Here is a 22,074-nt window from a genome sequence, read left to right as displayed (position 1 = left end):
TCTTTAAATAATTAGAATTCAAGTCCCACGCTAACAGAGAAAGTACGCGGACGCGGATAGAACGATACGTCCATGCCGTTGGGCACTTCAGGATCTACTCCCTTGTATTGGGTGATACAGAATACATTTTGTACCATGGCACTGGCATTCAGATTGAAACAATTAAGTACCCGTCCGAAATTATAACCCAGCGTGAGGTTATCCATTTTCAGGAAAGAAGCATTCTCTACGTAGTAGTCCGACAAATATTGGCGGTTTTTGAATCCGGTATTCAGGAAACTGTGGTTGAGGTTGTTCAACTGATACGAGTTGTAGCTCACGGTGCTCCATGCACCGGTGTTCATTGCCATGCCGTTGTATACGTAGTTGCCCACATTGGCTCGGAAGCTCATTCCCAGATTCCATTTTTTGTAGCGCAGTGAAGTGCTTAGTCCGAAGATATAGTCGGGTGCGGGAGAGTTGTACCGGTACAAATCCGACGAATTGATTTGTCCGTCTTTGTTCACATCGGCATACGCTCCTTCTATGGGTTTACCTGTTTTTTCATCATACAACTGGTGGTACACGTAAAACATATAAGGTTCATACCCTTCACTCAGCACCTGAAATTGATATCCGTCAATACTAGGTCCTACCAATGTGTTGGTTTTAGCGCTGCTTTCTACGAGCGACAGGTTTTTCACCTTCATCTTCTGCCAAGTCATGTTATAACTGATGTCCCATGTCCAGTCTTTAGTCTGAATGGGGGTAGCATTCAGTGTGAACTCTATACCGTTGTTGTCTACATTACCCACGTTGGTGGTGATGGTTTTGTTGAAAGTGGTTCCGGCTGGAGCAGGAACGGTAGCAATCAAATCTTTTGTTTGCCGCGTATAGTAGTCGAAACTACCGGTGATACGGTCTTTTAGAAAGCCGAAATCGAATCCGATGTTATATGCTGTTGTTGTTTCCCATTTTAACAGTTTGTTGTACGATTGCGGGCGGTATGTATAATAGTATTCGTTACCGAACTGGTACTGTGCACCGTCCTGTCCAATGGTGTAAACAGGCAGATGACCGTAATTACCGATACCGTCTTGTTGTCCAGTGATACCGAAGCTGGCACGGATCTTCAGGTTACTTAGCACGGCATTGTCTTTCAGGAACGACTCTTCCGTTACCCGCCATCCGAGCGCAACCGACGGGAAGGTACCCCAACGGGTCGACGCATCGAAACGCGAGGTTCCATCACGACGGATGGTGGCGGTGAGCATATAGCGTGAATCGTATGTGTAGTTCAAACGAGCATAGTAAGATAACAGTGTGTGGCGCTGATCGGATGCAGCAATACTGGTTTGTATCTCTGCCAATGTGTTCAGCTCAGCGTAAGCCGGACTGGTACTCTTCCAATACTGATAATCGTAACCTACCGTGGCATCTATGTTACTTTTCAAACCTTCCAGGTATTTGTTGTAGTTCAGGTAAGCCGTGAGCAGTCGGTTCGTATTTTTTTGCGGACCATACTCGTAATTGCGGCCGGCCGTTGTGTAGTACTGCATGGCTTCTGCGGGCACATAAACCTTCCCTTCGCCCTCGGCATAATCAACTCCCAGGGTTGTGTGGAATTTCAATTCGGGCAGAAAGTGCATTTTGTAATCAATGTCGGCATTACCGATGAAACGTTGTACCTTACTGGTCGACTTGTTTTGTTTCACCCTTCCCAGTGGATTAAGTACGGCCTTGTTAACCGGAATACCCGTATTATCGAGTGTTTCATAATATCCGCCAAAATTAGTGTTTCCCGAATAAACGGGCAAAGTAGGGTTGAATGTAGATGCAGCCCAGATGGCTCCCGTTTCTGCAAAACGGTTGTTGTTAACAGACCCTTTTGCATTCAAATTAATTTTCAGGTAACCGTCAAAGAACGAAGGACTTACTGATAAGCTACCAGTAAAACGCTCGGCTTTGTCGGTCTTCAAAATACCTTTCTGGTTGTAATATCCCAGTGAAGCCCTGACCGGAAAGTCTTTGGCAATTTTTCCCGATAGACTGAGGTTATTGTCCGTACCGAACGCCGATTGGTAAATCTGATCGTTCCAGTCGGTACTCTCATTCCCCAGCAATGACTTCTGAGCAGAAGTTCCGTACGTGTTAATCACATCCACAAACTCATCACGCGAAAGCATATCGGCTAGTTTGGTACGTGTTTGTATGGAATTGGTTGTGTTGAAACTCACTTTGAGTTTCTCATTGCTTCCTTTCTTGGTGGTAATGATGATTACACCGTTGGACGCACGCGAACCGTAGATGGCTGTTGAAGAAGCATCCTTCAAAATAGTCATGCTCTCAATATCGCTCGGGTTAATCAGACTGAGGAAGTTACCGCTGTTGCCGCTGATTCCTCCCGTCTCCAACGGAACACCATCGAGCACAATCAACGGATCGTTGCTGGCGTTGAGCGACGCTCCTCCACGAATGCGGATGGTACTTCCCGCTGTGGGTGAACCACTGGCCGACATAATCTGTACACCCGATACCTTTCCGTTAATCAACTGTTCCGGAGAAGAAATCAGTCCGGCGTTAAACTCCTTACTGCTTACGTTTGATACCGAACCCGTCAAGTCACTTTTGCGTGTAGTACCATATCCGATAACTACCACATCACTCAGCACCTGAGCGTCGTCACTCAACTGAACGTTGACCACCTTCGTTGTGGCAGGAACGGTGATTGTTTTTGATTTGTATCCAACGTAAGAGAACTCCAGTGCGATGGCACCCGTGGGGACCGACAACACAAAATTGCCGTCAAAATCCGTTATGGTTCCAACCGTGGTTCCCTTTACTACAACACTGGCGCCAATTAACGGCTCCTTTGCTTCATCTGTAACCAGACCGGTAATGGTTCTGGTTCTTGTTTGCTGTGCCAAGGCCGGAAACATGCTCCCCAGCGCACACAGTAGTAACAACATCATCCAAATACGCGGATTTAATTTTTTGCTGTTCATAATTTCTGTTTTTATGGTATTATTGGTTATTTGTTATTCTATCCATGCTTTTTCGAGCACCAGATTTTCGGTGAGATGAGAAACCTCAAGCGATTCAATCTGCTGCACTTCGAACGGAATATTTGTAGTAGGCATAAACTGTTTATCCAGAAAAACGGGATAAGCATGAGGAAGCAATGTGGTGGCCGTTTGCTGCAAGGCCGACAAAGGTAACCTGAGTATTCCCTCTTGCGAAGTGTTTCCTTTGGCTTTGTACGTGAATCCGTCGGATGTGATGAATCCGGCTTCCACTCCGTTGGCCTTTCCTTTTAATTGCACGCAAAGGTACTGCACTTGTTGCAGCTTGCTTTCACGTCCTGCCACCTCATCGCGGATGTACTTCCGTAAGAAACAAGCACCCCCTTCCTGTGGAACGGTGTACTGTTCCACACCGTTCCACTGCGAAGAAACGGAAGGAGCAACCAACGATATTTCGGCTGATGGATTGACAACACGGGTTTCCCAATATTGGTCCCCAATGTAATCCCAGTCGAGCGGTGTACCCTCCATTCCTCCGGGGAATGTTTGTCGCTTTCCTTTGTTGAATGCAACGATGTTATACCTGAAAACGCCCTCTTTCACCTCCGCGGCAGGAACAGTTACTTCGTAAATAGCACCCTGCTTCCGCGTCATCTTTTTATATGGATTGTGTTCGTTCCAAAATGAAATCTGATCTGTGTATACAATCAGCGAATCGGGTTGTTCCCATCCCGCCAACTGTACTTTCAAGGTCAGCTTCTTGCCTGTTTCGTAAATCTTGGGAGTATAGTTAACCATGCGGTAAGAGTCGCACTTTTTCTCTACCGGCGCAACGAATTCTCCCAGTTTGATGTTCTTCCATCTTTTTTCGGCTGTCCAGTTGTCCGAAGGTTTGGTGTCTTTTCTCACCAGCAAGTAAACACCCGGTGTGAGATTACTCAACGTACCGTTAGTCGCAGTGAACGAACGCGTATTTCCGGCATTCAACGCTTGTGCACTAAAGCTCTCGCTCAAATCGGGCACACTCAGTTTCATATCCCAAGCACGGCTTATCACCGCCACGACCTCCTTCTTCAATGAAGGTTTGGCAAAAGGGTCACTGACCTGTACGGCATCCGGCATAACTTCTAGTCGCCAAACACCCTCTTCCAGCTTGTCGAGGAAATAAGCGCCTGTTCCTTCGTAGCTCACCACCGGCGAACTACCGCATCCGGCAACAGCCTGTAGCTCACGAGGAGCAACTGGTTGTGTTTGGGTGTTGTTGGAATAAAAGAAAGTAGTAGGCCGATTCAGTTCACTTAAATCTTGTGAATAGCTAACCCGGAAATCTTTAAATAGCGTGTCGGCAGGGTAAGACCCGAAAGAGTCGCCCTTGCACACACTTTGTGCAACCTCGGCGGCAATCTTCATGCTGATAGCTTTGCCCGGCGTATAAGCCAGATTTAGGAAATGAGTCTGGTATTCCGTGTTGGCATACGCCATGTCAATAGGATCATAGGCGAACTGCGTAATCCATTGAAAACCGGTAGAGCGCAACGTGCGGCTCACGGCAGGATACAGATGCGAATACATCACATCGGCCGGATCAAATTCGTATATCATCAATGCTTTCTTTCCGAAATTCCGAACGTTGGAAAACGGAATGTGATACGCATCTACATGAGGCAGGAAATTCCCTTTGCGAGTGTGCCCCGCTACCAGTCCGGTAGGATACCATTGATAGGTTGTTCCCTGAACAGCCGTGTCATAATACGCCTCAACCACGTGCTGGTTGTGACTTACGTTGTAGAACACCGGCTTTTTATTGCCCGCTTTTTTGAGCGCACCGAGCATTCGGTTGATGTAACTCTTTGTTTGGTCTTTGGTGCCGGGGTGACAAGGCTCGTTGTTAATCTCAAACCCGATGATGTAAGGATCGTCTTTGTAACTCACCCCCGTGTACGGATTCACATGATTTACCAGCGCAGCGATGTACCTCTCTTGAGCAGCAATGGCTTTGGGATTTTGGTGAGCATCGCACTTATCGTAATCATAAGAATAACCACCCGTGGGCTGATTCCGTTCCGGGTAACCATTGCCGAAATTGGTTTGTGCCGTCACAACGATGCGTATTCCCCGCTCACGCAAACGCATGAACAAGTAATCCAGTAAACGGAGGTGATCGTTCTCTTTCAAGTTTCCGATGGAATCGCTGATTTCAACATCCCACACATGAATACGGTATGCGTTGAAGCCCAGACGGGCAAAGTGATACACATCACGGTCTATAGCCTTTTTATGATCTATTCCCAAATAATTCATTCCCCTGTAGGCGTGCGCAAAAGGCAGCGTGTAATTGACTCCGTAGAAAACGGCCTCCTTACGACTGTCACTCCACCTCATGGTTCCTTTGGAATCAATGAAAACGGTAGGTGTTTTTTGTGCAAAGCCCTGAGCGGCGAATAGGGTAATAAACAAGGTAAGAAAATGCTTCCTCATAATATATAAATTCTTTCGGTTTATAACGAGGACAAAAGTAAAGATGCGTTTTCTTACCTCAAAGTAGAAATCGGACATAAAAGGACAAAAGTAGGACAATGCCCTGTTTTGTCGGTTAACAGGCGGTTTTTAACTCTTTTCCATGTACTGTTTGGGAGTTACACCGAACTCACTTTGGAAACATTTGGAGAAGTACGATGAACTGGAGAATCCAACCATGTACATCACTTCGGCAATGGAGAATTTTTGTTGTTCAAGCAACATGGCAGCTTTCTTCATGCGGATGTTTTTGATGTACTCCACAGGCGACAAGCCGGTTAGTTGTTTTATTTTGCGGTACATTTGTTTGTTGCTGATGTCTGATAACTGACAGAGCATGTTCACATTCAACCCGGCATCATCCATGTGATCCTCAATCATTCGCGTTACATCCGCCAGGAACTTCTCATCAAAAGAAACAGCATCCGATTTCTGAGGAACCGACAGCGTTTCAATACGCGTTTGAGCTTCCAGAATCTGTTTCTTGCTCAAGAGCTGTTCCACCCGTGAGAGCAGCATGCTGGCTTCGAAAGGTTTGGTGATGAAGGAGTCAATGTGATGTCGTATGCTTTCCAGCTCCGTTTCCTTGTTGCTTACGCCGGTCAGCATGATAATTGGAATGGCACTGGTGGGCAGGTATTTCTTGATGTGGTTGCACATCTCCATGCCATTCATCAGCGGCATCATGAAGTCGGTAATAACCAAGTCGGGCACCTCCTCGATGCAATGTTTCAATCCCTCTTTTCCGTTAGATGCTTCGCTGTACCGGTATCGGTTGCCTAGTACCTCTTTAATCATCCGGCAGATTTCCGGTTCATCTTCAACGATGAGGATTAACGGTTGCAAAGCCCCTTCGTCGGTTGCCGGTCCGCCGGTTGCATCCGGTAAGCCGGAGGAAGCAGGAACAGCCCCGCTTATTTCGGTACCCGCTGTTAGCGGCATGGTGAGTGTCACGGTAGTTCCTTTGTCTTCCTCAGAAGCAACCGTTATGTTCACCCCGTGCAATTCGGCATACCTTTTTACCAGATAAAGTCCGATACCCGTTCCTTCTTTCTTCCCTTTGGTTCTGGACGATTGGAAGAAACGCTGGAAGATGTACGGTAAGTCTTGTTGCGAGATGCCGATACCCGTGTCGCTCACACTGATGGCAAGCTCCTGTTCCGTTTCCTTGTAGTTCAGCGAAAGAGAGATGCTGCCACCGGCCGGTGTGTACTTCAGTGCATTGGAAAGCAGGTTGTGAAGTATGGACTCCCACTTGATGATGTCAATGTTGACAAACAACTCCTCCCGATTTGTTTCGTAACGAAGCGTGATGTTCTTCTCTTTGGCCAGTTCTTCGTAAGATTGAAACTGGTTGCGTGTGAAAGATACCATTTCCGTGTGCGACAAAATGAGAAACGTGTTAGCGTTGCCGTCAATTCTGCTGAAGTCGAGCACCTGATGCACCAAAGAGTTGATCTTCATGGCATTGCGCTGAATACCCTCCAATACCTTCTTCTCCTGGGGATTGCTGATTTCGGGCAACAGCCTGCTTACCGGAGCAATGATGAGGCTGAGCGGAGTTTTGAAGTCATGTGACAGGTTGGTAAAGAAGTCAATCTTCTGTCGGGACTGCTCCATGATTTTGGCTTTCTCCATTCGTTCCATCCGCAGACGGTTCTTCATGCGGAAGAAATTAACAGCCCACAAAATGAGTCCCACGCCCAGCAGGAAATAAAACAATTTAGCCCATGTGGTGTAATACCACGGCGGACTAACGTGAACGTTCAGCGTGTAAGCCTGTTCGGCCGGATTCCCGTTGGCATCAATCTTGCTGATGTGCAGCACATAACTGCCCGGGTTGAGGTTGTTGTAGGTAATCCGGTTGCTGTTAGGATCAAGCAAATGCCAACCGGCATCGACCCCTTTCAGCTGGTAAACAAACTTATTCTTTTCTTCGAGTGAAAAAGGAAGATCGGAAAACTCAATGGCCAGGTTATTCTGTTGATGATTGAGACTGATGTTACGTGCATAACGAATGCTTCCTTCGCCGGTTTGCTCGCTGAGAAGTCCGTTGATATAAAGCGCTGTGGCTACAATGGAACGAGTCGTGGGGTGCATGTTAAGCACATCGGGCGAAGTAATGGCTATTCCGTCAACATCTCCCAAATAGATTTGACGCAGTTCCCGATCATAAAACATACTGGTGAAACGCCTGCTTGTAAAGTCGAGCCGGCGCGGGGCCAGTGTTTTCTTGTTAACCACCCAAAAACCATTGGATGCCGAAATCCAGATGTTATTCTCCACCTCGAGCATCGACAAAATCTCGTTGTTACTGAAACTACCCAGATACACCGGCTGAATCTCGTTACTACGCGGATTCATGCGAAGCACGCCACCCCGAAAGCCCGCCCAGATATGACCCTCTTTGTCGGCCAGCAGATAATTCGGTTTATTATTTTTGGTAGGCAAGTCCGTTTTTACATGCGTTATTTGACGAGTCCGGATATTGATTTTGTCAATTCCGTTGTTGTATAACAAAGCCCATACATTTCCTTCTTTATCGGGCAAAAGCTGATTGATGAACATGCCCGATAGCCCGTCTTTGGTGGTGAAGTTATATTCGGCTACGTACGTTTCCGACTGACTTTTCATCAACTTCTCTTTGTTGACAATGAAAATACCTCCCAGGCAAGTGGCAACCCACAAGTTACCCTGCCCATCTTCCATCAGGTGATACGCCCAGTTGGCATTGTACTTGCCCGTTTTATCGGTTATGTTATAATGAATAAATCTTTTCTGCCGGTAATCATAGCGGTTGATGCTACCGTCGGTTGCAATCCACAAGTCATTACTGCTGTCCTGATAGATGTGCCTGATGCGGTTGTGCGGCAGGTGATAAAGCGCATCGCCCATGTTATACCAGATGGCATCCGGCAGGTTGTCGGCCGGACTCTTGGTACGGATAATTCCGTTGCTTCCTCCCAGCCAATACCAGCCCTGTACATCTTTGTAGAGTGAAAAAAACTGGTTTCCTTCTCCTGTACCGGTTATTTGAGCGATGGGAATGTATTGAAACGCACTGTTGTTGCGTGACAGCGATATGCCGTAATTGGTGCCCAACCAAATGTTATGCTCCCGGTCGGCAAAGATGTTCCAAACAATATTATCGGCCAATGACTGCCTGTTGCGCGAATCATGCAAGGCATGCAGCACAGCCTTCTTTTCGTGGTACACATACAGTCCGTTGTCCGTTCCGATGAGCAAATCTTTTTTGGCATCGAGCGCAAGTGATTTGATGGAATTGGCATGCACACTCTCAATCTGCTCCGCCTGCCCGTTGCTTGGTGAATATTTAAACAGACTGCCTTCCGTGCCAATCCAGATACACTGACGAGACACATCTTCCAGCAACGAATTGATAAACAGATTCTTTTTGCCCGGAGCTGCCGGAAGATTCACCGGTTCAAAACGATCCTCGGCAACAATGTAGCGTGACAGACCGTTGTACGTGCCCACGTAGATGTGATTATCGGTGGTATGTATAATCGAATAAACGGCCGAGTGCGTGAGCCCTTTGTACCTCTTTGTATCAAACTGCTTCAACGTATGATTCCTGATGTGATACACAAACAGTCCGTTGAGCGTGCCAATCCAGAGATGATCGCCCTGCAGTGCCATGCTTCGGAAATCTTTCGGGAAAGAGATGGCAGGCGTTTCATACTGATCGGTTTTATAGTTATAAATAAGCATGCCGTTGTCGGTACCCAGATACAGATACGTTTGGTCGATGATGACCCCGCAATATATCCATGCATTGTTGGCCTTCCCCGCTCCCAGATGAGCCTGTACGGAATAACCGTCGTAACTGAATAAACCTTTGTTGGACCCAATCCAGATAATGCCCTGCCGGTCTTGCAGAAAACAGTTCGTGACAGATGCCTCCGGTCCCAAGCCGATGTTTTCAAACAGCTGGTAACTGTTTCTTTGCCCGTGCAGATGGGGCAGAAGCATGAGACAGAGCAGAAACAATATGTAATAACCCTTTTTATTCATAAACAGTGCATATTCCTAGTACCACACAAAGATACATTTATTTTGGAAATATGCTTTGTTACTCATAAAATGCATGAAAAAAAGTATCACCAAGTATCACCAACCTTTTAATGAGCTGATTGTCAGTTTTTTATGTGTGATACTTCACTAAAAAAAAGCCTCACCAAGTATCACCAAGTATCACCAACTTTTTTGGCAGTGATTCCTTACACGTTTGCCGCTATTTATTCTCTCCATATAGGATTTCAAGCAGCCTGCTTACCTGATTTATTTTGCATGTGAGCAATTTTTGTCTCCACCCCGGTGTACAGACTTTGTACACCCCCATGTACACGGTCTGTAGATCCGGGTGTATAACATCTGTACACCCGGGTCTACGAAAAGATTTGCAACGAGCAAAATTGAAAAGCTCTCGGTTAGGCCCTGATGGTATCTTTATACTTTAAAAAAGATAATAAACTTACTACCTTTACCTAACTCACTTTCAACAGTAAGTTTACCATTCTGAGCCTCAACAAAGTCTTTCGAAATAGAAAGCCCCAGTCCGCTTCCTTGCACTTTAGCCCCCGGCACTCTAAAATATCGGTCGAATATACTGTTGTGGTAACGCGGATCAATACCTTTTCCGAAATCTTGCACAAAAAGCTCAATGACATCACCATTTTGTTTAGCACCAATGATAACCCGGCCGTTCTCTTTAGAATAGCGAATAGCATTACTAAGAAGATTGGTAAGAACCCAAGCTATTTTCTCGCTATCAACAAATAATTTGGCTATTTTAGTTTTCGGATATTCAACTTCTATTTGAATATTGAATTTATCAGCTTGCACCTGATTAGCCTTGATCGCATATTCAATTAATTCTATCGGTTTGGTTATTTTAGGCATTAATTGTAGCTTACCTGCTTCCACCTGAGTCATATTTAGCAATTCTCCGGTGATATTGAGCAAGCGTTCACTGTTCTCTTTTATGCTTTTTGAGAGCTGTTGTTGCTCATCGTTCAATGCGCCAATTCGACTATCTTCTAACAGCTGTAGGCTCATCATTATGGCAGATATAGGCGTTTTTAATTCGTGTGATATGGTTGAAATAAAAGTTGTTTTGGCTGAATCTAATTCTTTAAATTCAGTGATATTCTTTAGCAAAATAACATCTCCTAGTTTTTGAGAATCATTGGGATCAGGCGATAGATTGTTGATGGGTATATAAGACGCCTGGAAATAACTTTCTTTGTTATCAGCATAAATCTTTAAAGGTTCTTTCTTTTCATTCGGCGTAACCAGCTCGCGAATCAAGCGACGAAGCAGATCATTTTTTAAGGACAGCTCTTCTGCCGAGTTGCGTATAACATCTTCTCGCTTCATATTAAGAACATTGAGGGCTTCATTGTTTATAAATAAAATCTCCAATTCTTTGTTTAGGCCGATGATTGGTTCGTGTATGCTGTTAACGATTGCTTCCAGAAACTGTTTAGCAGACAGAATGTCTGCCAGTGTGCTGGCTCTGTATTCGGCCAACCGCTCTGCCATACGGTTAAAACTATTGGCTACTTCTCGAAACTCTTCGTTATTTGCCATCATAAGCCGCTTCTCATAATTATGATTTGCAATTTCGAGAATGCCTTGCGTCAGTTCATTGATGGGACGATTAATGGACCGTGGTAACCAAAAAAGAAGAAGTAAACCTGTCAAGATACAAACTCCTCCGGTTACGGATATCCACGTAAGCGCACGCTCCAGACCGGGTAATGCAGCCGGACTATTAGGGTCTGTTGCAGTCAATATCTGCAAATTGACAATGGATAGTATGACGAGCAGGATAATCATTCCTGCCATGATGCCGATACCTAAAAGCAATTTTGTTTTTATATTCATAAATCTAATGAATGGATATGGTTATGCAAGTATAATTAAATCAACGTTTGCCTGAGCCAGATGTTTTAAAAAAAAACGATATTTCAATGCTCCGTAAATAACTTCGGGGAAATGCACTCGCGGTGTGCCCATACACACAGTGGAAATCTGCTTCTTACCACATACATCTATAATGCTTCCCCATATATCTTTTGACTGCACCTGTACAACCTCGCCTCCTAATTCGGTAACCAGTTTAAAGTGGTTAATCAGATGGCGTTGACTGGCTAAGTTTATCCGTTCTACGCTCTCTCGAGGAGTCTGCACATATAGTGCTATAAATGATGTATTGTAACGGGTTGCCAAACGGGCCACTTTGCGGATAATTCTTTTAGGGTTCTTTTCCCTACTACTAATGCAGGCCATGAACTTCTCGTGCCGCAGACCTGTTCCGGTGTTAGCCGGAATTTCGTCTTGTACCTTTTTCTCCACCCTTAAAGCGACTTCTTTCAACGCGAGTTCGCGAAGTTGCAGTATGTTTTCTGTTTTGAAAAAGTTATGGAGTGCTCTTTGTATTTTATCGGGTTTATATATTTTTCCTGACTTAAGACGATTGATTAATTCTTCGGCGGTAAGATCAATATTAACCACTTCGTCGGCTTCTTGTAAAACACTGTCGGGAATACGCTCTTTCATTTCAATACGAGTGATAGCCTGTACCTCTTCATTGATACTTTCTATGTGTTGAATGTTCACAGCCGAAATAACGTTTATGCCTTCTTCGAGCAAAGTCATAACATCTTGCCACCGTTTTTCATTCAAACTACCCTCCACATTGGTGTGCGCCAGCTCATCAACGATCACAATCTCGGGATGTATACGTATAATTCCTTCCATATCCATCTCCTCTAATTCTTTTCCTTTATAGAAAATTTTTCTTCTTGGAATAATGGGTAATCCTTCCAGTAAGGCTTCGGTGCCGGCGCGTCCATGAGTCTCAATGTAACCAATTTGTATATCAACGCCATTGTCAAGTAACTCATGCGCTTCTTGTAGCATTCTATATGACTTGCCTACACCGGCAATCATGCCGATGTAGATTTTAAATTTCCCACGCCTCGATTTCTTTATCAAGTCCAGAAAATGTTGTACGCTATCTTCCCTGTTCATCTTTAATATGCTGGCTTGAATGTTTATTTGATAATTGGTCCAAAGCAATATTCAGATTTAATACGTTTACAGTTTCTGTGCCCCACAGTCCCAATAAAGGCTTCCGGATTAGCAAATCAACCATATCTTTCATATCCGATTCTTTAAGAGAACGGGCCATCGCTATTCGTTTTATTTGTACGTAAGCACATGCAGGAGTGATGTCAGGGTCCAGTCCCGAAGCACTAGCCGTCACCATTTCAGCAGGTACTTCTTTGCGGCTCAAATAAGGATGATGCATCAGAAACGTGTCAATTCGTGCGTTGACCTCGGCCAGATATTCAGAATTGGTAGGCCCTTTATTGCTACCTCCTGAACTACTTGCATCGTATCCGTTTCCGGCCAATGAAGGACGTCCCCAGAAATAGGTGTTTTTAGTAAACCTTTGTCCGATATGTGAAGCACCTACAATCTGTCCGTTTTGTACTACGACTTCCGGTTCTCCTCCATTAGGTCCCGCAATTCGGGCAAATAGCCATAACACAAAAATATAGCATACAGAGAAAAGAACACAGAATGCCAATGTTATTTTGATGGATTTTAATAATGTTTTCATTTTGAATCTTATAAATTAAAAGAATACTCCAACTACTAAATCAATTAGTTTGATTCCGATAAAAGGGGCAATAATGCCTCCGCCACCGTAAATCAATAAGTTCCTACGAAGTAGTGCTGATGCGCCAATAGGTTTATACTGAACACCTCGTAAGGCCAAAGGTATTAAAAGAGGAATGATGATGGCATTAAATATTACAGCAGATAGAATGGCACTTTCAGGACTATGTAAATGCATAATGTTAAGAGTGCTGAGTTGGGGGATAGCAACCATAAAAAGAGCAGGAACTATTGCAAAATATTTAGCCACATCATTAGCAATAGAAAAAGTGGTTAAAGTTCCCCGGGTCATTAATAGCTGTTTCCCTATCTCAACGATTTCTATTAATTTAGTCGGATCATTATCTAAATCGACCATGTTACCGGCCTCTTTAGCAGCCTGAGTACCGCTATTCATGGCTACTCCGACATTGGCTTGTGCCAGGGCCGGTGCATCGTTCGTGCCGTCACCCATCATAGCAACCAGCTTGCCCGTTTGCTGCTCTTTTTTGATATACTCCATTTTGTCCTCGGGCTTTGCTTCCGCAATGTAATCGTCCACACCTGCCTTTTCAGCAATGTATTTGGCTGTTAACGGATTATCACCCGTAACCATCACTGTTTTTACTCCCATTTTACGCAAGCGTTCGAAACGTTCATGAATACCGGGCTTAATAATGTCTTGCAACTCAATGACTCCTGTCACTTTGCTATTTACACAAACCACCAGCGGAGTCCCGCCATTGCCGGTGATGGATGTTATTTCCTTCTCAATTGTTTGAGGAAAAACATTTCCGGCTGCCTCTGTTATCTTTCGAATCGAATCAAATGCTCCTTTGCGAATTTGTGTACCGTCTGCCAGGTCAACTCCGGAACATTTAGTCTCCGCTGTGAATTTAATCATGCGTGTACCTGTGGTGTTTAGGTTTCTTATACGTACACCCCATTCGCGTCCCAGTTCCACTATCGATTTTCCCTCAGGGGTGTCGTCAGACAAGGAAGAAAGCAGGCACGTTTCAACAAAACTGCGTTCCTCAACTCCCGGTGCTGCATAGAATTTGGTTGCTTTGCGGTTACCAATGGTGATTGTTCCGGTTTTGTCCAACAGTAAGGTGTCAATATCTCCTGCTGTTTCCACAGCTTTACCAGATTTGGTTATTACATTGGCACGAAGCGCCCTGTCCATACCCGCAATGCCTATTGCCGAAAGTAAACCACCGATGGTAGTGGGAATGAGGCATACAAAAAGTGAAATGAGTGAAGCGATAGGAATCACAGTTCCTGAATGTGTCATATCGGTATAGTCAGCAAAGGGAATCAGAGTAACACATACAATGACAAAGACTAAAGTAAACCCGGCTAACAAGATGGTTAAGGCGATTTCATTGGGTGTTTTTTGGCGAGATGCGCCTTCAACTAACGCAATCATTTTATCTAAGAAACTTTCACCTTGTTGTTGGGTAACCATTACCACAATCTTATCCGAAAGAACTTTGGTTCCACCTGTTACAGAACTTTTGTCACCACCAGATTCACGAATAACGGGAGCCGACTCGCCCGTTATGGCACTTTCATCTATCGAAGCCAATCCTTCCATTATTTCACCGTCGGCCGGAATGGTATCTCCTGCTTCGCAAACAAAAAGATCTCCCTTTTGCAAGTTGGCACTATTAACTAACGTAATTTCGTTGTTCACGATTTTCTTTGCAGGAGTATCCTCGCGCGTTTTTCTTAAACTATCTGCTTGTGCTTTTCCGCGTGCTTCAGCTATGGCTTCAGCAAAATTCGCAAATAAAAGGGTTATAAACAGTATGATGAATACAAGCAGATTATAACCAAACGAACCATATTCAACAGTAAATAGTGAGAGTAATGAAACCAGCAACATCACAACTGTTGCTACTTCTACGGTGAACATGATAGGATTCTTAACCATCTTTTGCGGACTTAACTTTGCAAAAGATTGTTTCAAACTATTTATTACTTGCTTCTTTTCAAATAAAGAAGCCGATTTGTTATTTCTCATTGTTTAATTTTCTTATAGGTTTAAATGTTCGGCAATGCTACACAATGCGTGTACAGGGAAAAATGACAAGGCTGCTATGATGAAAATAACCACAAATGTCATCAAGCCGAATGTGAAAGTGTCTGTTTGCAATGTTCCTGCACTTTGGGGGATGAAACGTTTCTCGGCCAGCAGTCCTGCAATGGCCACTTGCCCGATAATTGGGATGAAACGACTTAGCAACAATACGATACCGCATGTCCAGTTCCAGAAGTATGTATTATCTTTTAAACCTTCAAAACCCGAACCGTTGTTTGCAGCACAAGACGTGTACTCGTAAAGCTGTTCACTTAACCCATGAAATCCTGAGTTATTTAGCCAGCCGCCTTCATTTGCAACAAATTCCGGATGATGAGAATAGAGATAAGCCGATATGGCCGTAAAAGCTAAGATCAAAAGCGGATGAAGTAAAACAATTATAGTTGCTATTTTCATTTCACGAGCTTCCACTTTCTTCCCTAAGAACTCCGGTGTACGCCCAACCATTAATCCGCTTATAAATACTGCCATTATAATAAAAGTATAGTAGTTCATCCAACCTACACCAACTCCGCCAAACCAGGTATTTATTTGCATATTCAACATTTCCATCATACCCGATAACGGTAACATCGAATCGTGCATACCATTAACCGAACCATTTGACGTAACGGTAGTGGCGATGCTCCAAAGAGCTGTTGCACCCGCGCCGAAGCGGACTTCTTTTCCCTCCATCGAACCATTTTCTTGGGAGATACCCATTGAATTGATACGAGGATTGCCACCCATTTCTTGATTTACATTTATGCAAACTCCAACAATAAAAGCAAAGAACATCACTCCGAAAATACTATATCCCAGTTTCTTCCTTTTTGTATAAAATCCGAATGCTAATACCATTGCCATAGGGAGTATCAGAATAGAACAACATTCAATTATGTTGGTGAAATAATTGGTATTTTCCAACGGATGGGCTGAATTGACCCCAAAGTAACCTCCTCCATTGGTTCCTAATTGCTTAATGGGAATGATAGCAGCTGTTGGACCTTGTGAAATAACTTGTTCCTGTCCTTCTAGTGTTTTAATTTTCATTTTACCTTGAAAGCTCATGGGAGTTCCTTCTAGAATAAGAACAAATCCTATGATTAAAGAAAGAGGAAGTAAGATTCGCGTACAGCTAATCACTAGAAAGTGCCAAAAATTACCTATTGTTTTGGTTGTCTTAGAAGCTATTCCTTTCATTATGCCGGCCATAGCAGCCATTCCGGTTGCCGCTGTTATAAACTGAAACAGCATGATAACAAACAATTGCGTAAAGTAGGTTAAGCCGCTTTCGCCACTGTAATGTTGTAGGTTGCAGTTAACCATGAAGCTGATGCAGGTGTTGAATGCTTGATCGGGAGTTTGAGCTCCATTCCCATCCGGATTTAAAGGCAGCCATTCTTGAGAGACTAATAGCAGCATTCCCCATACAAACCAAAAAGCATTTAGAGTCAATAACGCTTTTAAGAACTGTTTCCAGTTCATCTCTTCTTCAGGGTTAATTCCACTGACCTTGTAGATTAATCGCTCAATGGGGGCTATAAAGTTAGTGCAGGTCTTCTCTCCTTTGTATACTTTTGCAATATACCTACCTAGCGGATAGGCAAATATTAGCATTAAGATGATTTGTAGGATTACACCCGAAATTTCTGTATTCATCGTTTTTATATTATTGATTAAAACTTTTCGGGCTTGATAAGTACGTATGTCAAGTATCCGAAGATCATTATACCTAATGCAAAGAGTAGAGTGTACATATACTTTCTAAAATTAAATATTTTCAAACCAATCAATACATTTCCCAAATAACTTGAAGCAGATAAAACCGCTTGTGATACAAAAAATAAATGATAATGTTGCCGTCATATTTCTTCTTTTAATGATTAATATTATGCTGAATGTTACACTATCACCTTTACTAAAGATGTGCCAAAAATGTTTTTCCTGCGTAATAGGCTTGTTATTAAGGTATTATGGTTTTTGGGGGATGTGACTATACGCTAATAGCCCCTTCCATTCTGAAAAATGTTTTTCAGAATGGAAGGGGCTATTGACTGATGAAATATGATTCTCTTGTATTAGAGTTTATATTCTTCGATCTTTCGATACAAGGTAGTCAACCCAATCTTGAGCAGTCGCGCTGCTTCGGTTTTATTCCCTTCAGTATATTTTAGAACCCTGCTGATGTGTCGTTTTTCCATTGCAGATAGTTCAAAAGTACTGTTCTCACCTATTGGTTCGTTAGTCGCATTTTGCATTTCGAGTGGAAGATCGGTTACATCCAGACAACCATTCTCATTAACAATAATACTGCGCTCTATTGTGTTACGAAGCTCTCTTATGTTGCCTTTCCAAGTTTGTTGCTTAAGTAAATCCATGAACGAAGAACTGACATCCATAATGGGGTGAGAGAGCTTCTCCGAAAAGAACTTTATGAAATGCTGAGCTAAGATAACAATATCACCACTGCGTTCGCGAAGAGGAGGTAGTTGTATTTGAAAGACGGAAATCCGATAAAACAAATCTTCTCGAAAATGCCCTTTAGCTATTTCTTCAGGTAAATTCCGATTAGTTGCTGCAATAATGCGCACGTTTACTTTTGTCGGCTTAGTATCGCCAACTTTGAGAAACTCTCCTGTTTCAATAATACGCAATAATTTGGCTTGTAGTTCAATAGCCATTTCCCCAATTTCATCTAGGAAAATAGTTCCATTGTTTGCTTCCTCGAAAATTCCTTTTTTATCTTTTAGTGCTCCGGTAAATGAACCTGCCTTGTGACCAAACATTTCGCTTTCTAAAAGCTCCTTGGAAAACGAAGAGCAGTTTACTGCAACGAAATTTAGTTTTGCTCGTTGGCTATTTTGGTGTATTGCTTGTGCAAAAACTTCTTTTCCGGTTCCTGTTTCACCTGTGAGCAGTACAGAAACATCTGTTTGCGATACTTTCCGAGCAAGATCAATAGCGCTTTTTAGGGGTTTTGACTCACCTAGTATAGCCTCAAACGAATATTTCTGATTAATTCTTTTTTCTAATCGATCAATGCGGTTACTCATTTGGGCCTTTTCCAATGCGCGTTCTACCAGCGGGATGATTTTGTTGTTATCATTTCCCTTAACAATATAGTCAAATGCACCATTTTTAATGGCTTGAACACCATCTGTAATGTTGCCGTGTGCGGTCAATAAAATGATTTCAATATGTGGGTATTTCTTTTTCAGTTCAATCACAAAATCGACTCCATTTCCGTCTGGCAAGAAAACATCACATAAAACAACTTCCGGATTTTGTATCTCAAGTTGCTTTGATGCATTCATTATATCAGCAGCCTGGCAAACCTGATAGCCCTCAAGTTCAAACATACGTGCCAATAGTGTGCGAATTTGACTTTCGTCGTCAATTATAAGAATCTTGCTCATAGGGAGATATTAATAAAACAGATTATTCTGTTAACGCAAATATATCTATTAATTACGTATTCAAATCATTATTTTATCTGATTCTTACCTTATTCTTTCGGCTTGGTCTATATAGTAACACGCAACTTGTTGATTATCAGGCAATGTTTGTCTACATATTAACTCTGCAAATGATCAATGCTTACGCCAATGAAGATGAAATTAAATATAAAATTAAGAATTTTACTGTCCCTGATCATTTAGGTGGAAAATAAACAATGATTTGCGTATCTCCACATCTTATCGGTTCGTTCTTTAGGTTCGTTCCGTACAGGAAATGTGCCTTTTCAATCAATCTTATGGCTTCTTTATCGAGTTTTTCAATACCGCTACTCTGTATGACCTCAATGCTTGAAGTCGTACCGTTTTTCTCCACAATAAAAGACAATCGGGTTTCCTTCTTATCTTTAGGGTCCCAGTCTTTGTATACATTGTTTTGCCTGAAATACTCCTTTGCTTTATCTAATATAGCTGTCTGTTTTATCTCTTTCAAATCTTTAAATCTATAAACTCTGTCGTTATCAGAATTTCCTTCTTGCGAATCTATTATGGGCTTATCTGCAACTTCCTTTTTACCAGAAGATATGTTCTTTTTCCCTTCAGTAATTAAAATGCTTTTATTCGAACCGGCTCCATTCTTGGCCAATCGTCCTGTAATAATTATATTATTACTTTCATCATCAACCCTATCTAAGAGATGGACTAACATTTCTTTTATTTTCGGATCTAATTTCTTTTGGGTGGACAATATCCTTTCGCACTCTTTTAATAGCTCGAAGGGATATAAATTCGTCCAGTAGAAATTATTCCTGAAATGAATGTTATTGGACGGAATTTCGACTCCCCCTAAAGCTTTTAAGCCAAATTTTACATAGTTTCCTTTTAGACTTTTTTTATCCACCATAACAATTGACGCATCGGGAGAATTAGGTTTGTATAATCGAAGCAGAAAATGATCGGGCAGTTCAATATACTCATGTTGTAATATATCGTCCGCTTTAAAAGTTGCCGTAAAAACAGGCTTCAGCTTATTACCTACTTCAGCATAATGATACAAGGTATCATTTGAAGGGGTCCAATGAAATAACGCCAGATCAAAATTATTTGTATTTAAATTAATATCTACCTCATTACTATAATCGGTGGGTGTTATTGTTAAATGATTGGCAGAAACCCCTTTTATTCTTTTTCCATTTCTGTCTTGCTGCCAATATACAAATGGAGAATCTTGAAATGGAAGAACACCAATGGAGATATTGCCCGTAGTAGTATCAATCTTGAACTTACCCTTATGCACTTTGTGAGCTAACGGGATTGATCTCTTGAAATTTCCATGAAAATCATACACTAAAATCTGATTACTCACCATGGGTAAAAGATAGACTTCACGTTCCTTTTCATCAATATAACTATCATATATTGAAAAAAGATATTCATCCGGGCCATTTCCTCTGGAGGCTATTGATGAAATAAATTCGCCTTTCTTGTTAAATAATTTGTAACCACCCGACTGAGTAGAGTATATACCTATATTGTTTTCACTTATAATACTATGTCCGTCAGCCTTTACTAAAGCAGAGTCACTTTCACTTTCAAGCAATATAAGCTCAGGGTTACCGGCAAAATCATCCAGGTATATTGTAATCGTATCTTTGGTCAGTGAAGGGTCGCACACTATGACTGAGTCGCCATTAACTAAAACTTTTTTCGCAATAACTGGCGAATTCAGCAGAAACTCATCCGAACTCTCAGACCGTGAGCCACAAGACAAAAGAACAAAACAAAGGAGTACGCCGCAAAAAATAGATAATTCTCTAGACATAATAATTGTATTTAGTGTTACCTAGATTAAATTTAGTGACAACAAGCTCATATCTTACCCCATAAGATATTAATACGTATGACAAATATAGAATAACGCATCTATCATAAAACGATATTGGCGTGAAAAATACTTAAAAATGGCGTGGAATGAATTTTACTCTTTCAAAATAGCTAGAATTTGTCTAATTAAAAATCGCCTGATTTAAAGAGAAGTATGCTGTGTGAAGTTTATTTTACTCTGCAATTGTCTTTATGTTAGATATATTGTTCTATATTTGCTTCTATAAACTGGATAGTGGTAATTTTAATCTGTTGATTTATGAAAAAGAAGATTTGCTTTCTTTGGGGTTTGCTTGTTGTTGTAGTTTCTTGTGGGAACAAAAAAACTCAGGATTTATATTCATTGCAACCGGCTAATACTTATTTAACCTTTTCTATTGATAACGATACTCGCTTACCTCGTTATTGTTTGTGGACCTTTGAGGAAAAAGGGAAAGAATATTTGTGCTTCCCCAATATAGGACGTGAAATATTATTTTATAGTATTGAGGATGAAAAAATGGTTAAGAAAGTAGTCTATCAGACTGAAGGTGACCATGGTGTTGGTATGATAGATGGCTTTTTCCCGGTTGATTTTAATCACATATACATTGCAAGCTCATCATTGCCTGTAATTTATGCTACTGATTCTACTGGTCAGATTAAGTCAAAGGTTGAGTATTATGAAACGACTGATAAACAACCATTGGTTCCTGCACTTATTAATACCATAACATATTCTCCTATGTTTTTTTTAGGAGACAGTCTCTATTTACCTCAAACAATAAATAGCCGTCTTGGCGATCATTTTATTTCAGAAAGTCCACTTGGAGTTGTTATCAATCTGTCTAATAAGCAAATAACCGCTACTCCTCTAAAATTTGCTTTAGAAATCAATGATTTGAGGGAACTTCCTTATTCAACTACGGCTGGCAAAGTGAGTACTTGTTTTGATGGAGAAAGGTTTATCTACTCTGATGAAATGCAAGATTCAATCGTATGTATGTCTCGTAATTTTAAAACAATGACTAAGTTTTTAGCGAAAAGTAAGTATATGAAACATCCCAAATCAGAAGTGTTATCTTCTGATGCTACTATTGACGAAATAATAAAACGCAAGTGTGAGTTACCAACTTATGGAAATCTTATTTATGATAAATATCGACAGGTATATTATCGTTTTGTTTTTCCTGAGGTTAATGTGGACGATGAAAAGAATTTTATGGATATTTATCACAATGGTCGCAAGCAATTCTCAATTATAATATTAGATAAAAAGATGAATATTGTGGGCGAAACCCTTTTTCCCGAATATTGTTTCAATCCGTATTTATTTTTTGTTAGTGAAGACGGACTTTATATAAGTATTAGTCATTTTAAACGGCCTGATTTTAACGAGAACACATTGCGGTTTCAGAAAATAGAGCTACTTCCATTAAGCAATTGATGCGAAAATTGT

At 42.0% G+C, this 22,074-nt stretch carries 12 protein-coding genes; 1 reads left to right on the top strand and 11 read right to left on the bottom strand.

Features of this window, described 5'->3' with window-relative positions; all coding sequences use genetic code 11:
• Nucleotides 1–11: 11 nt before the first annotated feature.
• From ACKPCE_RS01930 to ACKPCE_RS01880, 11 genes are all read right to left on the bottom strand, one after another.
• Nucleotides 12–2,984 carry a SusC/RagA family TonB-linked outer membrane protein gene (locus ACKPCE_RS01930; protein WP_319503998.1) on the bottom strand — a complete coding sequence of 991 codons (2,973 nt, stop codon included), beginning with the start codon at nucleotides 2,982–2,984 and terminating at the stop codon, nucleotides 12–14.
• Between the two features lie 33 nt (nucleotides 2,985–3,017).
• Nucleotides 3,018–5,480: a glycoside hydrolase 5 family protein gene (locus ACKPCE_RS01925; protein WP_319503997.1), complete on the bottom strand. Its 2,463-nt coding sequence runs from the start codon at nucleotides 5,478–5,480 to the stop codon at nucleotides 3,018–3,020.
• Between the two features lie 129 nt (nucleotides 5,481–5,609).
• Nucleotides 5,610–9,554: a hybrid sensor histidine kinase/response regulator transcription factor gene (locus ACKPCE_RS01920; protein WP_319503996.1), complete on the bottom strand. Its 3,945-nt coding sequence runs from the start codon at nucleotides 9,552–9,554 to the stop codon at nucleotides 5,610–5,612.
• Between the two features lie 435 nt (nucleotides 9,555–9,989).
• Complete coding sequence (locus tag ACKPCE_RS01915) at nucleotides 9,990–11,429, bottom strand: sensor histidine kinase (RefSeq protein ID WP_319503995.1); 1,440 nt, start codon at nucleotides 11,427–11,429, stop codon at nucleotides 9,990–9,992.
• A 21-nt stretch (nucleotides 11,430–11,450) separates the two neighbouring features.
• Complete coding sequence (locus ACKPCE_RS01910; RefSeq protein ID WP_319503994.1) at nucleotides 11,451–12,578, bottom strand: sensor protein KdpD; 1,128 nt, start codon at nucleotides 12,576–12,578, stop codon at nucleotides 11,451–11,453.
• The gene (locus tag ACKPCE_RS01905; RefSeq protein ID WP_319503993.1) at nucleotides 12,562–13,173 is read right to left on the bottom strand and encodes a K(+)-transporting ATPase subunit C; all 612 of its coding nucleotides are present in this window, start codon (nucleotides 13,171–13,173) and stop codon (nucleotides 12,562–12,564) included. The genes ACKPCE_RS01910 and ACKPCE_RS01905 overlap by 17 nt, the downstream gene beginning before the upstream one ends.
• Before the next feature lie 15 nt (nucleotides 13,174–13,188).
• The gene (gene kdpB / locus ACKPCE_RS01900) at nucleotides 13,189–15,237 is read right to left on the bottom strand and encodes a potassium-transporting ATPase subunit KdpB (RefSeq protein ID WP_319503992.1); all 2,049 of its coding nucleotides are present in this window, start codon (nucleotides 15,235–15,237) and stop codon (nucleotides 13,189–13,191) included.
• Between the two features lie 12 nt (nucleotides 15,238–15,249).
• Nucleotides 15,250–16,956, bottom strand: a complete 1,707-nt coding sequence (gene kdpA / locus ACKPCE_RS01895; RefSeq protein ID WP_319503991.1) for a potassium-transporting ATPase subunit KdpA — start codon at nucleotides 16,954–16,956, stop codon at nucleotides 15,250–15,252.
• Nucleotides 16,957–16,973: 17 nt separating this feature from the next.
• Nucleotides 16,974–17,054 (bottom strand): potassium-transporting ATPase subunit F, encoded by an 81-nt coding sequence (locus ACKPCE_RS01890; protein WP_319505903.1) that lies wholly within the window; start codon nucleotides 17,052–17,054, stop codon nucleotides 16,974–16,976.
• Nucleotides 17,055–17,375: 321 nt separating this feature from the next.
• Entirely contained in the window at nucleotides 17,376–18,713 is a 1,338-nt protein-coding gene (locus ACKPCE_RS01885) for a sigma-54-dependent transcriptional regulator (RefSeq protein WP_319503990.1), read from the bottom strand.
• 235 nt (nucleotides 18,714–18,948) lie between these two features.
• Entirely contained in the window at nucleotides 18,949–20,574 is a 1,626-nt protein-coding gene (locus ACKPCE_RS01880) for a TonB family protein (RefSeq protein WP_319503989.1), read from the bottom strand.
• Nucleotides 20,575–20,895: 321 nt separating this feature from the next.
• Between ACKPCE_RS01880 and ACKPCE_RS01875 the strand changes: the two genes are divergently transcribed.
• Nucleotides 20,896–22,062: a DUF4221 family protein gene (locus ACKPCE_RS01875; protein ID WP_319503988.1), complete on the top strand. Its 1,167-nt coding sequence runs from the start codon at nucleotides 20,896–20,898 to the stop codon at nucleotides 22,060–22,062.
• The last annotated feature ends 12 nt before the right edge of the window (nucleotides 22,063–22,074 follow it).

It is taken from the genome of Bacteroides graminisolvens, assembly GCF_963666085.1.
Lineage (GTDB): Bacteria > Bacteroidota > Bacteroidia > Bacteroidales > Bacteroidaceae > Bacteroides > Bacteroides graminisolvens.
Note: the sequence above shows the minus strand (reverse complement) of the source record. Positions and strands in the feature narration are given on the sequence as shown.